The following is a 15,618-nucleotide window of genomic DNA, read 5'->3' as shown; positions in this document are numbered from 1 at the left end:
ATCTCACCGCTCTTCGACGGCCGGCTTCGGAGTGAATCGGTTCATCAGGTCTAAAATGACCGAGGACCCGGACGCCGCCCTGCGTGCCGCGCCGGATCCTGGTAACCGTTCCCTGCTTGGTCCGGCCTTGGCGGCCGGCCGAAAGTTGAGTTGATGAACACGGGCGATATCGACCCTTACCCGCGCCGCCGCGACATCCGCACAGGCGCGGCCGACCCGGTGCCGCCGACCGGCATGATCCCGGTCGTACCGATCGTCGAGGCGCCGGCCGGCGCCCCTATGCCGACGCGGAAGGAACTGCGGACGGGCATGATCCAAATCGTTCCCGCCCCCGGGGAGGCACCGCAGAAAGCCGTCGCCAAGGACCTGCCTCAGCCGCGGCGCCGCGGGACCTGGCTGGCCGCGGGGGCGCTGGCCGTCGTCGTTGTAGGCGTGCTGGCCTGGCTCCTGCTGGGCGCCTGACCCCGGCCGCGTCCGACCCCGGCCGCGTCCGACCCCAAGGATCGGGGGCAGGATTTGGCGCTTTCCGCCGTGTCGGCGCGGGAATGCGCGGGTCTAAGATGTCGCTATCCATATAGTGACGAGCACCCGCGTCGGCGGGCTCCAGGCTGGCCGGCGCGGCATGCCTTTCGAGGCACCGGATTCTATCCACGGCTCACCTCTTGGGACCCATCATGAAAACCCTGTCACGCACCTGTTCTGCTGCCGGCTTTGCCGCCCTGCTGGCGTTCGCCGGAATGGCCGCGGCCAACGCCGCCACCGTCACTGTTCCTACTACAGGCAAGCTCCTGGCCGACGGCGCGGGAGCCACAGTCTCGGTCAGTTACACATGCAGCAGCGGCTCGACCGTCAGCATCTTCCTGGATGCCGCCCAGACCGTCGGGGGCAACCGCGTCGCCACAGGCACCGGTTTCTCCAGCACCGCCGACTGCACCGGCGGGACCGACTCCCTCGACGTGACCTTCCTCGCCGCGGGTAACTTCGTGGCGTTCGAGGAGGGCACAGCAGCCATCCGGGTCGTACTGATTTCCTGCGACACCCAGACCTGCGAGCAGGTCATCGAGGCGGGCGAAGTCACCCTCGCCGAGTGATCCCCACCGGCTGGCCTTCCGGGCGCCGCCCGTCCTAGGGTGGCTGTGACACCGTCCCAGCTACCCTAGGAGCCGCCAGCATGCCACGGATCGCCATCATCGGAGGACATGGAAAAGTCGCCCTGCACCTCGCCCGCATCCTCGCCGGCCGGGGCCACGAGGTCAGCTCTCTGATCCGAAAGCCCGAAGACCGCGCCGACGTCGAGGCGACGGGCGCGACGGCGGTGCTTGCCGACGTCGAACATCTCACCGCGGAGGAACTAACCGAGGCGCTCCGCGGCCATGACGCCGTGGTCTGGTCCGCCGGGGCCGGCGGCGGCAACCCGGCGCGCACCTACGCCGTGGACCGTGACGCCGCCATCCGGTCCATGGACGCTGCGGCGCAGGCCGGCGTCGGCCGGTACGTCATGGTCTCCTACTTCACCTCGGGCACGGACGAGGTCCCGGAAGACAACCCGTTCCGCCCGTACGCCGAGGCAAAGGCGGCCGCGGACGAGTACCTGCGCGGCACCTCGCTGCAGTGGACCATCCTCGGACCCGGCCGGCTCACGCTGGAACCGGCCACCGGACGGATCGAAGTCGGTCCGGCGGCGGAGAAGGGGGACGTCAGCCGCGAGGACGTGGCGCGCGTGGCGGCCGCTGTGCTGGACCGGCCGGAGACGGCGGGCAGGTTCATCGCGTTCAACAAGGGAAACACGCCGATCGAGGACGCGCTTATTTCGGCGTGACCTCCGCACTCATTCCCTCGTGATCACCACTTTGAGCGCCTTGGTTTCCGCCGCGCGGCCGAACGTATCGTAGGCCTCGAGGATGTTGTCGAGCGTGAAGTGGTGCGTCGCGAACATCTCGGCGGCGATCTTCTGCTGCTCGACCAGGCGCAGCAGCATCGGCGTGGTGTTGGCGTTCACCAGCCCCATGCTGATGTTGATGTTCCGGATCCACAGGTCTTCCAGGTGCAGTTCCACCGGCCTGCCGTGCACGCCGACGTTGGCCACGTTGCCTCCGGGCCGGACCAGGTCCACCGCCATCTGGAACGTCTCCGGGATGCCCACGGCTTCCACGGCGACGTCCACGCCGGCGCCGTCCGTCACGGCCAGGACCTGGTCCTTCCAGTCCGGCGCCGACGAGGCCACCGTGTGCGTGGCGCCGAACTCGAGGGCCCGCTCCAGCCGGTTTTCGTCCAGGTCGACGGCGACCACCGCCGCCGCCCCGTACAGTCCGGCGGTGGCAACCACGGCCAGTCCGACCGGCCCCGCCCCGATGACCGCGACGGTATCGCCCGGCTTGACCCTGCCGTACTGCACGCCGATCTCGAAGCCAGTGGGCAGGATGTCCGAGAGCATCACCGCCTGCTCGTCGCTGACGCCTTCGGGCAGCTTGTAGAGCGAGTTCGCCGCGTACGGCACCCTTACGTACTCGGCCTGCGTGCCGTTGATCAGGTGGCCGAAGACCCAGCCGATCCCGGAGGCCCCTTCGCTGCCGAGGCAGTGCGAGTACAGTCCCGTCTTGCAATTGGGACATTGGCCGCACGACTTGATGCAGGAGATGATCACCCGGTCGCCGGGGGCGAGGCCGGTCACGGCGGAGCCAACCTCGGTGACGGTACCCACCCCCTCGTGGCCCAGGATCCGGCCGTTTTCGACGGCGGGAACATCGCCCTTCAGGATGTGCAGGTCGGTGCCGCAGATCGTCGTCGTGTCGACCCGGACAATCGCGTCGGTCGGTTCCAGCAGCTGTGGATCCGGCACCTCCGTCCAGTCCTTCTTGCCCGGCCCGCCGTACACCAGCGCTTTCATCGATGCCCTCCTAGGCGGCCATGCCGCAACGCTGCTAGGCCGCTACGGGGTCCAGGATGCGAAGCCGGCATGCCAGATGCAGCGGATCCGAGGCCTCCGGCAGGTGCTCCTGCCGCTCCACGGCCTTGAGGTCGTCCAGCGCGTTGCCAGTGACCCGGGCCCCGGAGAGGTCCACCAGGATCTCGATCCCCGGAGCGAGCGCGTTGGTGCGCCGCGCCACCGCATAGAGCGCGCGCAGGTTATCGGAAGTCACAGTTCCCCCGACCTGGATCCGCGCCGACTCCAGATCGGTATCGAGCCGGACCAGCACCCTGATCTTGCGGTCCGATGCCGCCTCGAAGGCTGCCCGGTCGGCTCCGGACCGGCGGGCAATACCGCCGGAGACTTTGTCCTTCATCATGGACCTGTCGACCACCATGGACATGCTTACCCCCATATCGGTTCTGTTCATCCGGCGCCCCCTGCGCCGGATGCCGTACAACACCGTGGGCCGTCCGCAGCGGACGACCCACGGTTTTCTCCGCAGCGGGGACTGGAAGGGCACCACTTCTTCCGTCCCCTGCGGACTTCCGGGTCTGTCTCAAGCGCAACCGGCTTTCCCCCACCGGCCCCCGAAAACGCGCCGCTTACAGCATCACGTCTGCCCGGCGGAGGCGGCAGGGTCCAAAGTCCCGGATTCCATGATCCAGATCACTTTTGCTGCGCCGGCCTTGGCGCGGGCACTGCCCGTCTCCCCTCCGACATGTTCTTGACATGTCCGCTAAGGATGGCATTTAGTGGCATATGTGCGGCCGGGGGACCACACGCGGAACAACACTATTCGGCCCAATGGGGGTGCCGGACCAGGCGGTGACCTGTCTGGCGCGCCGCATCGGGCGCCTTTTGGGGGAAGCATGAGTCTCAACCCGGGACAGGCCGCACTATGGTGAGCCAAGACAGGCTCCTGGCAGCCATGGAAGTCGCTTCCGACCTCGACCTCGACACGTCGATGCGCAGGCTGGTCCGCTCTGCGCAGATCCTGACCCGGGCAGAGTCTGTTGAACTGCAGCTCGCGGGCACCGATGATGGCGGCAAGAGCATCACGGCGACCGCTGCTTCCCCCGTACCGGTGGTCACCATGAACGACGGCGCCGTTTCCGCTTCCCGTTCCGGCGGACCGGAGGCAACGGTGCAGGGAGCCAGTGTGCCGACGCTGTCGGCCGAGCTGCGGGTACAGAACCGTGAATACGGCCGCCTGCAGATCACAGGCAAGACCGGCGGCGAAGACTTCACCGATGAAGACCGGAACACGGTCATTTCCCTGGTCTCGGCCGGGAGCGTGGCCGTTGCCAACTCGCTCCAGTTCGATGCCATGCGCCAGTGGCTAAGTGCCTCGATCGCCCTCAGCACGCAGCTGCCGTCGAAGTGGCAGGACGTACGAGAGCTCGTCGTGGAGCAGGCGCTGCGCCCCTCCGCCGCCGTCCTGGCCGCCGTCGTGGCACCGACATCCGACCGCTCCCTGGCCCGCTGCGAAGCCGCCGCCGGAAGTCGCGCCGACAAGGTGCTGCGCAAGACCTTCAAGCTCGTCGGCTCCGTGGCCGCCGAGGTGCTCGCCACGGGGCGGCCGCGGGTGTGCGCGACGGCGGATCTCGTGGGCGCAGATTCGGTCGATGGCCTGGGCGAAGCGCTGCTCGCGCCGCTGACGCCCCGCGGCGGTGAGCCGAGCCTGTTGATTCTCTGCCGGGAACGCGGAGCCGGCAGCTTCCGGCCGCTGGATCTCGAAATGGCCGGGGTCTTCTGCACCCACGGCGCGCTAGCCATTGAACTGGCGCAGGGCCAGCGGCTGCGCGAGCAACTCGTACTCTTCGCCGACCGGGACCGCATTGCGCGGGACCTGCACGACGTCGTGATCCAGCGCCTGTTCGCTGCCGGGCTGAGCATCCAGACTTTGAGGCGCTACACGGAGGACGAAGCCGCCCACCAACGGATCGGCGGCATCACCCAGGAGCTGGACGAAGCCATCCGGGAGCTCCGGGACACCATCTACTCCCTCCAGGCGGAAACCGAGGAGGAACTGAGCAGCAGGCTGGTCCGCACGGTCCAGGACGGCACCAACTCGTATGCCGCCACGCCCCGGCTGGAAATCACCGGCCCCCTCGACGCCGCCGTGCCCGAGCCCATCGCGGACCATCTGGTCGCGGTCGCCACCGAAGGAGTGAGCAACGCCGTGCGGCACTCGGGCGCGGAGACGATCGACGTGTCCGTCGTCGTCGAGGACGGCATTGTCCGGTTGATTGTCCAGGACGACGGCCAGGGCTTCGCGGCGACCATGCGCCGCAGCGGCCTGGCCAACCTGGAACAGCGGGCCGCGGACCTGCACGGAACCTTCGAGGTGTTCAGCGCGCCGGGGAAGGGCACCCGCCTCTGCTGGACCGTGCCGATCCCCCACGACGATTCGTCCGAAACGGCGGCAGAGCTTAACTAGCCCGCTGCCGGGCATGCGCCGAAGATCACTCCCGCCCGGAACCCGGACCACTGAACCGTCGCCGGGCCCGCCGGATTACGATGGGCGCAGACCCGAAGGAGCCAGCGTGCCGAAGCAACAGAAACCCGAACGTCCCGCTGCCCCGCAGCAGCCGGAGCCGGCAGCCCGCGACACGCAGGCGACGACGCCTGTGGAAGGCACCGCAACGGCCCCGCCCGGTGCCGGCGAGCTGCGCCGCGTCGCGGAGGAATCCTTCGGGCTCAAGACCCTGCGCGAGGGGCAGCTCGAGGCGATGGAAGCCGCGGCGGCCGGGCGGGACGTGCTGGCGGTCATGCCGACCGGCCACGGAAAGTCCGCGATCTACCAGGTGCCCGGGCTCGCCTTGCCGGGCACCGCCGTCGTTGTTTCCCCGCTGATCGCCCTGCAGTTCGACCAGCTGGAGGCGATCAACGAAGACCTCGGCGAGGAACGGGCGTTCGCGATCAATTCCCACGTCGGGGCGAAGGCCGAAAGGGCCGCGTGGGAAGCCGTGGACAGCGGCGCGGCCAAGTTCATCTTCCTCGCGCCGGAGCAGCTGGCGCGGGAGGAGACCCTGGAGCGGCTGGCGGCGCAGGACGTGTCGCTGTTCGTGGTGGACGAGTCGCACTGCATTTCCTCGTGGGGCCACGATTTCCGCCCCGACTACCTGACGCTGACCGCCGTCGTGAAGAGGCTCGGCCAGCCGCCGGTCATCGCCCTCACGGCCACGGCGTCCCCGCACACCCGGGCGGAGATCGAGGACCGGCTCGGCATGCGGGATCCGTTCCTTATCGTGCACAGCTTCGACCGGCCCAACCTGAAGCTCAGCGTGGTGCGCCACCACCGGGACGAGGACAAGCGGCAGGCCGTGCTGGACCAGGTCACGGAGCTGCGCGGCCCCGGCCTGCTCTACGCCGGCACGCGCAAGGACACCGAGTGGTATGCCGCCGAGCTGGCCGAGCGGGGCCTGCGCACGGACGCGTACCACGCCGGCCGGAAGGCGTCGGAGCGCGAAGCCATCCACGAGCGCTTCCATGCCAACGAGGTGGACGTTGTCGTGGCCACCACCGCGTTCGGCATGGGGATCGACAAGCCGGACGTGCGGTTCGTGCTGCACGCCAACATTACGGATTCGCTGGACAGCTACTACCAGGAGATCGGCCGTGCCGGGCGGGACGGCGAACCCGCCCGCGCCGTCCTGCACTACCGCTCCGAGGACCTGGGCATGCAGCAGTTCTTCGTCGGCGGCGCCCCCGATCCCGAGGACCTGAAGGCCGTCTTCAGCGCCCTGCAGGAGCACGGTCCGCTGCGCCCGGCCAAGCTCGGCGCGCAGACCGGGCTCGGTACGCGGCGGCAGTCCCGCGTGCTCAACCTGCTCGAGCACAGCGGCAGTATCGCCGCCAACCGGCAGGGCTACCGCGCCCGCGGCGGCGTCCCCGAGGAGGAAGCCGTGGAGAAGGCGCTGGCCGAGGCCGAGTCCCGCCGCAAGATCGACCAGTCCCGGATCGAGATGGCCCGCGGCTACGCCGAAACGGACAACTGCCGCCGCGACTGGCTGCTGAACTACTTCGGCGAGGAGACGGACGGGTACTGCGGGAACTGCGACAACTGCGAGGCGGGCTCCCGGGCGGAGGCGATGGCGCACGAGGCGGCCATGCCGGAAGGCTACGAGATCCAGCAGCCCGTCTCGCACCGCGAGTGGGGCCCCGGCATCGTCATGGGCACGCAGCCGGACCGCATCACCGTCCTGTTCGAGTCGGTCGGCTACAAGGACATCGCGTTGAAGGCCATCGAGGCGGAGGAAGGCCTGCTGACCAGCGGATGACGCGACGCCGGCCGGCCGGTGATGAAACCGTAACGCGCCAATAACACCGCTTCTGATAGATCGGTTCAACGTTCCTCCGCGGCGTCACGTACAGGTCGGATTCCTGCGGCAGGGACCGCCGCGCGGCCGATGCCCAACGCGACATTATCGACGACAAGAACAAGCGCTTGATTCGACGGTGGTGGGAATTGGGGAGGAGTATCGTTGTCTGCCTCGACGGCACCGGCGGGCAGGTAGACGCCGCCGGGAGCAGCAATGTCGTGCGGCTTTTCGAAATGCTGGAGCTCGGCGACCGCAGCAAACAGATCGCCTATTACGACCCGGGTGTCGGTACGTTCAGTTCCTTCGCCGCATGGGTACCGGCGCTCAAGCGAGTGGCGAAGATCCTGGGCCTGGCCACGGGAATCGGGATGCGCGAGAACCTGGCCGAGGCCTACACCTTCATCCTGCAGAACTGGCAGCCGGAGGACCGGCTCTACGTCTTCGGTTTCAGCCGCGGCGCCTACACCGCCCGGGCACTGGCAGGGCTGCTCTACCGGGTGGGCATCATGCGCCCGGGAAGCGAAAACCTGGTGGAGTACGCCATCAACGCCTACGCCCGGAACGAGCGCCGGTGGGAGGATGACGACTGGGACCAGATCGACCGCTTCGCCCGTGCCTTCTCCGTGCGGGGCGGCCGCTCGCTGGCCGTGCCGATCGAGTTCCTGGGCATCTGGGACACGGTGAAGGCCGCGGGCGTGCTGCGCCGGGACCTGAAGTGGCCCTACACCAGGCAATTGCCCAACGTGCGCCGGATCTGGCACGCGGTCTCCCTGGACGAACGCCGGCGTCCCTTCCGCGAGTACCTGGTCGAGCGCGGCTCGGCGGGGACCGAAGTCAACGAGGTATGGTTCGCCGGCGTGCATGCCGACGTGGGCGGGACCTTCCTGGACGACTGGAGGCTTGCGGACGTGGCACTGAAGTGGATGGCCGACGGCGCCATCGCCGCCGGCCTCGGTGTCCGTTCCGATTCCTACCGGAAGACCTGCACGGTGAAAGCGAGCCACGCCCTGGGAAGGATCCACCGGCCGGGCTTCCTCTGGTACGCCCTGGTGCTGCGGCCGCGCGCGGTTCCCGCCGGTGCACGGGTGCATGCGAGCGTCCGTGACCGCATCGCGGCGGACGTCCGCTACGGGCGCCGCCTGCCGTCCGACACTGTCTGGGAGGACACGCAGTGGCTGGCTCCCCGGATCTGATCTACGACGGGCCGGAGGAGGCCGGCACGCATGCGCTGGTCATCGGGATCGGCAAGTATCCGAACCTGCTGGGCGGCAGCAGCCCCGCCGCGAAGGCGGCGGGCATGGGACAGCTGACTTCTCCCCCGCTCTCGGCCCGCTCGGTGGCCTCGTGGCTGCTGGCGGACTACAGCTTCGAAGCGAAGCCCCTGGCCAGCCTCTCGCTCCTGCTCAGCGAACAGGAGCCGGCGTCCTTCCGCAATCCGAGGACCGGAGCCGGCCACGCCGTCCCGGAGGCCACCGCCGACAACATCGAGGCGGCGGTCAAGGCGTGGAGGAAGCGGGCGAACGGCTCCCCCGACAACAGGCTCGTCTTCTACTTCTGCGGCCACGGCATCTCCGAGGGCACGGACATGGCGCTGCTCGCCTCGGATTTCTCTCCCGATGACGAGGACAACCCGCTGGACCAGGCGCTGGACTTCGAGCAGCTGCGCCGCGGGCTGAAGGCCTGCCAGGCCAGCGAGCAGGTCTTCTTTGTCGACGCCTGCAGGGCCTCCTCGAACTTCCTGATCAGCCAGACCGACGCCCGCTTCGCCGGACGCGTCCCGCTGCTGGGGCTCCGCCGGCCGCCCGAGCTGCCCCGCGTCCTCTCGGTCCCCTACTACGCCTCGCTCGCCGGCGAACGTGCCTATGGCCGGCCCGGGCAGGTCAGCCTCTTCACCCAAGCGCTGCTCCGCGGACTGCGCGGCGCGGGCAGCGACAACCCGGAGGGTGACTGGCGTGTCAGCACGGCGACGCTGGCAACTGCCATCGACGACTTCATGAGGCGCCCCGTTCTGGCGGGACGCGCGGCCAGCGTCCAGACGCCCACGGTCCATGAACTGGCGGTCTTCGATCTCCACCGGCTGCCCGGCGACCCGCTCGTTCCGGTCTACGTCAGCTGCCAGCCGGCGGAGCAGAACGCCGCGGCCGAGTTCGTCTGCCGCCAGGGCAGCGAAGAATGCGGCCGCCGGCCGCGGTCCGAGGTCGACACCGAGGACCCATTCAGCGAGTGGTACCTCGAACTGTCCCTGGGCGACTACTTGTTCGAGGCAGAGGTGGACGGTTCCGTACCGCGCTCGCTCACCAGGGCCGTGCGTCCGCCCTACAGCCCTGTTCGACTGGCGGCCGTGCCATGAGCGGGCTGCTGCGGGTGCGCGTGAATGTTGCCGCGGGCGGCACAGGGCTGGACGAAGGCGTCAAGATTGTCGGCAATATCCACGCCACCGCACCCGGGAGCCGGGGGCTGCGTTCCGTCCTGTTCCCGCTCGGGACCCAGGCGCCGCCGGCCGAATTCAGCGTCGAGGCCGGCGGCTACCTCGTCGAAGCCACCCTGCCCTCCGGGGTACTGCTGGCCGAACAGGTCCACGTTGCCGAGGGCGCATCCGCGACCGTCGAACTGGAGGCGCCGGGCGAGCCGGATGAATCCCGGTCGCTGCAGTACGTCCTGGGCAACGTGCTGCCCGCACCGGCCCCGCCGGTCCGCATCGCGCCACCGCAGGAGGACCTCCCCGGCCGATACGGCATCCCGCTCCCGTCGCCGCGGACGGAACCTCCGAAGCTCGTGCGGCTCCGCACCGAGGCTTCCTCCGCCGCGTCCTACCGCAGTTTAAGCGGGCTGGCCGGCCTTCCGCCCGCCGATGCCGCGTCCGCCGTCCGGGCCGCCATGGCGCCTGCCGGCCCGCCGGAAGATCCGGTGTCCGCCCAGGGGGACGACGCCGTCGCCATCTACCGGGTCCGGGGAGGGGCCGCCCCCGCGAACGGCCCGGTTCCGTCACGGGACTTCCTGCTCGTGGAAGCCGCCGGGCATCGCCTGCTCGCCGTCCTGCCCATCCCGTGGCCGGATGCCCGCGGCCAGGACACCGCGGCCGAAGTCGTTGTCCACCTCCGGCCCCGGCCGGCAGCGAGCCGGGTCTCGGTGACCGTGCGGGACCCGGACCTGACCGCGGGTCTGGCGTACCTGGCCGCGGGCAATCTTGCGAAAGCGGCTGCCGTCTTCGCGGCCGTCGAAGGACTGCTGTACGCCCCGGGCACACCCGGCGCCGTCGCCAATCCCCTGGCAGCCGTTGCCGCCTGCTATCTCTTCCTCGGCACCGGCTCGCCGGGCACCTCGGCAGGCTGGACCGATCGGGTGCCGGACCTGTCCCGGCAGCTTCCGCTGTTCGGCGACGGGCCCATCCTGCAGGCCGCGCTGCGGCTCCGGGAGGCAACCACCGCCCGGGACGAGGAGGCCGCCAGGCAGCTGGCCAAGGCTGCCTTCCGCCGCGGACTGCCGGCGTTCACACTCGGCCTCTCCTGGCTGGTGGACCTGCTCGCGGAGTTCCCCGAAGACGCGGGGTGCGAGGCCATGCTGGCGCAGGTGCGCCGCCTCGCCTGGCGGGCAGAGATGCGGGAAGCGTTCGTTGTCCTCGAACTGGGAGGAAACCGCGATGATTGAGCTGACCATGCTGCCGGCCATGGACGGCGACGGCCTGCTGCTGTCCTACGCCGCGGGCGGCAGCTCCGCCCCGAAGCACCGCATCCTGATCGACGGCGGCCGCACCTCCTCCTATCAGCTGTACGCTCCGCTCCTCGGCCGGGAGGCGATCGATGTCCTGGTCGTCACGCACGTCGACCAGGACCACGTGCTCGGTGTGCTCGCCCTGCTCGACGATCCGGCGCACCCGCCGCTCGGCGATGTGTGGTTCAACGGCTATGACCACCTGGTGGGCGACGGCCTGGAGCACTTTGGTCCCCGCGACGGCGAGCTGCTCACCACTGCCCTGGCTGTGCAGGGCCTTGCCTGGAACGCGGCATTCGGGGGCAGGACCGTCCTCGCGGGCCGCCGCGCCGAGCTGGCGGGCGGGGCCGTGGTTTCCGTGCTCTCTCCGGACCGCACCCAGCTGGACCGGCTCCGTCCGCTCTGGGAAAAGGAATGTGCGCGGCACGGCCTCATCCCGGGCCGGGAGCCGGCGCCGCCGGAACTGCCCGGCCTCGAAAGCCTCGGAGCCGCGGCAGGCATCGAGGAACTGGCCGCCTCGCGGTTCGTCCCCGACGGATCGCTCACCAATGCCACCAGCATCGGCTTCCTCTTCGAGTTCGAAGGCAGGCGGCTGGTCTTCACCGGTGACGGGGCCGACGGCCGGCTGGTTGACTCGCTGCGGCCGCTCGCGGAACAGGAGGGCGGCCGGCTGGGCATCGACGCGCTCAAGGTCTCCCACCACGGCAGCGCCGCCAACCTCTCGAAGGACCTGCTGGCGCTGCTCGACTGCCCGCGCTACCTGTTTTCCACCAGCGGCGACCGGCACCACCATCCCGACGACGAGTGCATGGCACGGATCCTGAAGTTCGGCGGTCCCTCCAAGGACATCGTCTTCAACTATCGGGAGCGTGCCGCCCGGTGGCAGGACGCGGCCCTGCAGAAGGAATACCGCTACCGCGTCCTCGCCCCCGACGCGGCCGACGGCTTCATCACCCTCACGTGGTGAGCCCGGCGCAACCCTGAGGCAAAAGTCCGGCAGTTACCAAGGAAGGAAGACCAATGGCTGACAACACGAACAAGGACCGCTACTGCGTTATCCGGACGGCCACCGCAACGTCCGGCAACACCAAGGCGGCATTGCTCAACGAAGCGCGCTGGGACGTCTCCCGGCTGAAGGTCGGCTTCCTGGAGGGCGACCCCGGACTGCGGCAGCGCGTCCTCGCCGTCGCCCGGGAATGGACCGGCCCTAACATGGCGAACCTGCAGTTCGATGAGGCCGCGGATTCCGACGCAGACATCCGGGTCGCGTTCCAGCAGGGCAACGGCTCGTGGTCCTACCTCGGGACCCAGGCGCAGCATATCGGCGCCGGCGAACCCACCATGAACTACGGCTGGCTGACGCCGGATTCCCCGGACGACGAAGTCAGGCGGGTCGTGCTGCACGAATTCGGGCATGCGGTCGGACTGATCCACGAACACCAGAATCCGCAGAAACCGATCCAATGGAACCGGGCCGCTGTGATTGCCGACCTGTCCGGGCCGCCGAACAACTGGGACGAGGCCACGATCGAGAACAACATCTTCCGCAAGTACGATCCCCAGGACCTGACCGGCACGGACACGGACAGTTCATCCATCATGATGTACCCGATCCCCGCAGCCTGGACCCTGGACGGCTTCTCCGCGGACCTGAACAGCTCGCTCTCCGCAACGGACAAGGACTTCATCCGGTCCGCCTACCCCTGGTAGAACGCCCGGACCCCAGAGCAGGAGGATAAGGCACGTGGCTGACTACGCCGTCGTCGTCGGGATTTCCCGGTACCCGAAGCTCGCCGCACTTGGCGCGAACGCGGACCTGCAGGGGCCGGACACGGATGCGGCCGACATCCGCGACTGGCTCCTGGCGCCCGACGGCGGCGCGCTCAGCCCCGACAATGTCCGGATGGTCCGGTCGGCGGACTTCGATCCCCCGCTGCCGGAGGAACCCCAGCCGGAGGAAGGGAAAATCCGCAGGGTCCTGACCTGGATCGAGGAGGAAACGGCCGGGACGATGGGCGGCCGGCTCTACCTCTACTTCTCCGGCCACGGGTTCGCGCCGGTGCTGGAGGAAGGGGCGCTCTTCACCGCGGAGGCCACGCTGAGCGTCCCCTCGTATGTCTACGCCTACGACTGGATGCGGAATTTCCGGAAGGCCCTGCGGTTCCGCGAATATGTGCTGTGGATGGACTGCTGCATGACCAGCCAGCAGAGCATTCCGGTCAGCAGCGTGCCGATCCGCGCCGGCAGCGGCACCGGCGTGCCCGGCCCGGCGTTCGTCGCCGTGGCGGCGCAGACCAAGAGCGCCCTGGAGCACACCATGCCGGACGGCAAGATCCACGGGGTCTTCAGCTACACGCTGCTGCAGGGGCTGCGGGGCGGCGCGACCGACGAGCACGGCAGGATCACGGGCGAGAGCCTGAAGGCGTTCCTGCATGACACCATGCCGGAGTTCCTGCCCGAGCAGGTTCGCAGTTCCTCGGCGGTGGACCTCCATCCCTTCATCAGGGCCGACGCCGGCATCACGTTCCGGCGCCTGCACAGCCGCCCCACCTACCCCGTCCGCCTTGGCCTGCCGCCGGAAGCGGCCGGGCAGCCGCTGAAGCTCTGGACCGGCAGGCCGCACGCGGCGGTCGTGGACCAGAAAATCACCGGCAGCTTCTGGCAGGGACAGCTGGCCCGGGGACTCTACGTCGCGGAGATGCCCGACGCCGGCATCCGCCAGGGCTTCCAGGTCACCGGCGCCGGCCCCCTGGACGTGGCACTTGGGCGGACCGGCCGGCGGGTGCGGCCGCCGCATCCCACGAACCTGTACGGGATCGACGTCGAGGCTAACAACCCCGCCGCGACCGTCTCGGTGCTGGACCACAACCTGAACCGGATCTTCTCCGACACCGGCGCGCTGCACGAATTCGACGCTCCCGGGGTCTACAAGATCCGGATCGAGCTCGGGCGCGATATATCCTCGGTGACCGAAGACGTGATCCTTCTCGACGATCACCTGGCGGCGGCCTCTCCGGCTCCTGCCGTGCCGTCGCCTGCACCGATTCCGGGCAGCGCGATGGTGCACGAGAGCCATGTCGAACCGTTCGTGAAGGCGGTCGAACGCGCGGGACATGCGGCCGCCGGGCCGGTCGGCTCCACCCTGTCCGTCCTGGCGCGCTACTGGCTGGAGGCGGACAGGCTGCCCGGCCAGCCGGGCCATCCGATGGAAGGCCTGGAGCTCGTTTCCCCCTCCGGCGAGGTTGTCGCCGGCCTGCTGGAGCATTCGCAGCTGCAGCAGGGTTCGTCCGCCGAGCCGGTAGCGGTCTGGGAACGCGACCTGGAACCCGGACCGTACTACCTGCGCCACACCTTCCGCAGCGGCCGGATCGGCGAAGCGACCGTGATGGCCTGCGCCGGCTGGGTGACCCAGGTCGCCCTGCAGCGCTCCCCCGCGCTGCTCATTCCGGGCGTCGGGGAAGACGACATCGTTCCCATTGTCGACGCGGCGGTGTTCATGCGCCAGGCCGGAGGCAGCACCGGGGAGACGGACGCGGCGTCCGAAGCGGACCAGGTGCTGGAGACCGCGCGCCTGGCGCTGGCCCAGGGCCGCGACCTGCTGGGCAAGCCACACGGTTCGGGACTGCAGAAGCTGCTGCTGGAGGAATACGAAGACCCGATCGCCGCGATCATCGGTTCCTACCTGCTGCTGATCGCGATGGAGGGCGCCCAGGGCGGAACCCCGAGCCAGCACGAGCAGCTGGACGCGGCGGTGGTCCGGCTCAGGCAGAAGATCGCGGGCTTCCACCCGGACATCGCGGCCTTGTCGCTGCGCTGCACGGATCCCGCCCTCCGCTGGCGGGAACCGTTCCCCGTCCCGCCGATCTTCAAGTACGGGTGGAAGCTGCTGACGCAGGCGAGCTACGCCGATGCCCGGCTCATACCGGATGAGCTATGGCAGCGTGTGCACGCCGTAACGAACTTCGGCCCGTTCCTGACCTGGGCGGCGGATCCCGGCGCGAAGCTGCTGCATGCCCGCCAGCTCGCCCGCTGGGCCAAGGACAATGCCCCGCAGGACGACGAGGAGGCGACCCGCAGGCTGCTGATCCCGGCGTCCGCTGCCGCGACCATCCTCGGGAACGACAGTGTTTGAGCTGCCCCTGGCGGAGGGGCTGTCCGTCTCCTTCCAGCGCTATCCGCTGCCCGCCTCCGGCCTGATCTCCTCCCTCCCGGCCAGCGCCGGTGCGCTGCCCTGCTGTTCCACAGGGCCTGGCAGCTTCCTGGTCGTGCTGCCCGAGGGCGAGGGCTGCTGGATCGGCATCACGGCCTCCGGCGCCGCGGCGCCCGTGGACGTGGGCGTCCTGGTCCGCACCGCGGACCGCCGGACCCTGGATCCCCTCTCCGGAGGGGAAGCCGACCAGCCTCCCGGTCCGTTCCGTGTCCGGGTACCGCCCTCGGCGCAGGTTCCGGGAATCAGCAGGAACGACGGCGGGTGGTGGTGCCTGCGCCGTCCTCCCGCCCCTGCCGGGTTCCCCGCCGTCTGTTCGTTGGACGTCTATGCCGGCGGATGTGGCAGGGCCGCCTCACTGTGGGCCAGGTTCGTGCCGGCCCCGGTCTTCGAACGCCTCGGCGGCGGAAGCACGCCGCCCCTGCGCCCGAATGCCCGGTACGGAGGCTGGCGGCTGCCCTGAG

At 69.5% G+C, this 15,618-nt stretch carries 14 protein-coding genes; 12 read left to right on the top strand and 2 right to left on the bottom strand.

Annotated elements, in window-relative coordinates; translation table 11 throughout:
• The first annotated feature begins 153 nt into the window (after positions 1 to 153).
• From WFH44_RS02325 to WFH44_RS02315, 3 genes are all read left to right on the top strand, one after another.
• Positions 154 to 462 (top strand): hypothetical protein, encoded by a 309-nt coding sequence (locus WFH44_RS02325; RefSeq protein WP_336711424.1) that lies wholly within the window; start codon positions 154 to 156, stop codon positions 460 to 462.
• A gap of 212 nt (positions 463 to 674) precedes the next feature.
• Positions 675 to 1,091: a hypothetical protein gene (locus WFH44_RS02320; protein ID WP_336711422.1), complete on the top strand. Its 417-nt coding sequence runs from the start codon at positions 675 to 677 to the stop codon at positions 1,089 to 1,091.
• Positions 1,092 to 1,171: 80 nt separating this feature from the next.
• Entirely contained in the window at positions 1,172 to 1,819 is a 648-nt protein-coding gene (locus WFH44_RS02315) for an SDR family oxidoreductase (RefSeq protein ID WP_336711420.1), read from the top strand.
• 9 nt (positions 1,820 to 1,828) lie between these two features.
• Here the strand turns inward: WFH44_RS02315 and WFH44_RS02310 are convergent, their stop codons facing one another.
• Together WFH44_RS02310 and WFH44_RS02305 are read right to left on the bottom strand one after the other, a co-directional pair.
• Positions 1,829 to 2,887: a zinc-dependent alcohol dehydrogenase family protein gene (locus tag WFH44_RS02310; RefSeq protein ID WP_336711419.1), complete on the bottom strand. Its 1,059-nt coding sequence runs from the start codon at positions 2,885 to 2,887 to the stop codon at positions 1,829 to 1,831.
• Between the two features lie 34 nt (positions 2,888 to 2,921).
• Positions 2,922 to 3,338 (bottom strand): hypothetical protein, encoded by a 417-nt coding sequence (locus tag WFH44_RS02305; RefSeq protein WP_336711417.1) that lies wholly within the window; start codon positions 3,336 to 3,338, stop codon positions 2,922 to 2,924.
• Positions 3,339 to 3,809: 471 nt separating this feature from the next.
• Here WFH44_RS02305 and WFH44_RS02300 point away from each other — a divergent pair, with 471 nt between their 5' ends.
• From WFH44_RS02300 to WFH44_RS02260, 9 genes are all read left to right on the top strand, one after another.
• Positions 3,810 to 5,351: a sensor histidine kinase gene (locus tag WFH44_RS02300; protein ID WP_336711416.1), complete on the top strand. Its 1,542-nt coding sequence runs from the start codon at positions 3,810 to 3,812 to the stop codon at positions 5,349 to 5,351.
• 190 nt (positions 5,352 to 5,541) lie between these two features.
• Positions 5,542 to 7,194, top strand: a complete 1,653-nt coding sequence (locus WFH44_RS02295; protein ID WP_442892861.1) for a RecQ family ATP-dependent DNA helicase — start codon at positions 5,542 to 5,544, stop codon at positions 7,192 to 7,194.
• Between the two features lie 188 nt (positions 7,195 to 7,382).
• Positions 7,383 to 8,429 carry a DUF2235 domain-containing protein gene (locus WFH44_RS02290; RefSeq protein ID WP_336711415.1) on the top strand — a complete coding sequence of 349 codons (1,047 nt, stop codon included), beginning with the start codon at positions 7,383 to 7,385 and terminating at the stop codon, positions 8,427 to 8,429.
• Positions 8,408 to 9,586: a caspase family protein gene (locus WFH44_RS02285; protein WP_336711414.1), complete on the top strand. Its 1,179-nt coding sequence runs from the start codon at positions 8,408 to 8,410 to the stop codon at positions 9,584 to 9,586. The genes WFH44_RS02290 and WFH44_RS02285 overlap by 22 nt, the downstream gene beginning before the upstream one ends.
• On the top strand, positions 9,583 to 10,884 hold the full coding sequence (locus WFH44_RS02280; RefSeq protein ID WP_336711413.1) for a hypothetical protein: 1,302 nt from the start codon (positions 9,583 to 9,585) through the stop codon (positions 10,882 to 10,884). The genes WFH44_RS02285 and WFH44_RS02280 overlap by 4 nt, the downstream gene beginning before the upstream one ends.
• Positions 10,877 to 11,914 carry a ComEC/Rec2 family competence protein gene (locus WFH44_RS02275; RefSeq protein WP_336711411.1) on the top strand — a complete coding sequence of 346 codons (1,038 nt, stop codon included), beginning with the start codon at positions 10,877 to 10,879 and terminating at the stop codon, positions 11,912 to 11,914. Before WFH44_RS02280 ends, WFH44_RS02275 begins: the two co-directional genes overlap by 8 nt.
• A 53-nt stretch (positions 11,915 to 11,967) precedes the next feature.
• On the top strand, positions 11,968 to 12,657 hold the full coding sequence (locus WFH44_RS02270; protein ID WP_336711410.1) for a hypothetical protein: 690 nt from the start codon (positions 11,968 to 11,970) through the stop codon (positions 12,655 to 12,657).
• 34 nt (positions 12,658 to 12,691) lie between these two features.
• Entirely contained in the window at positions 12,692 to 15,079 is a 2,388-nt protein-coding gene (locus WFH44_RS02265) for a caspase family protein (RefSeq protein ID WP_336711409.1), read from the top strand.
• The gene (locus WFH44_RS02260) at positions 15,072 to 15,617 is read left to right on the top strand and encodes a hypothetical protein (RefSeq protein WP_336711407.1); all 546 of its coding nucleotides are present in this window, start codon (positions 15,072 to 15,074) and stop codon (positions 15,615 to 15,617) included. The genes WFH44_RS02265 and WFH44_RS02260 overlap by 8 nt, the downstream gene beginning before the upstream one ends.
• The last annotated feature ends 1 nt before the right edge of the window (position 15,618 follow it).

The sequence above is a fragment of the Arthrobacter sp. USHLN218 genome, assembly GCF_037144715.1.
GTDB lineage: Bacteria > Actinomycetota > Actinomycetes > Actinomycetales > Micrococcaceae > Crystallibacter.
This window is presented reverse-complemented; position numbering and strand designations above follow the sequence as displayed.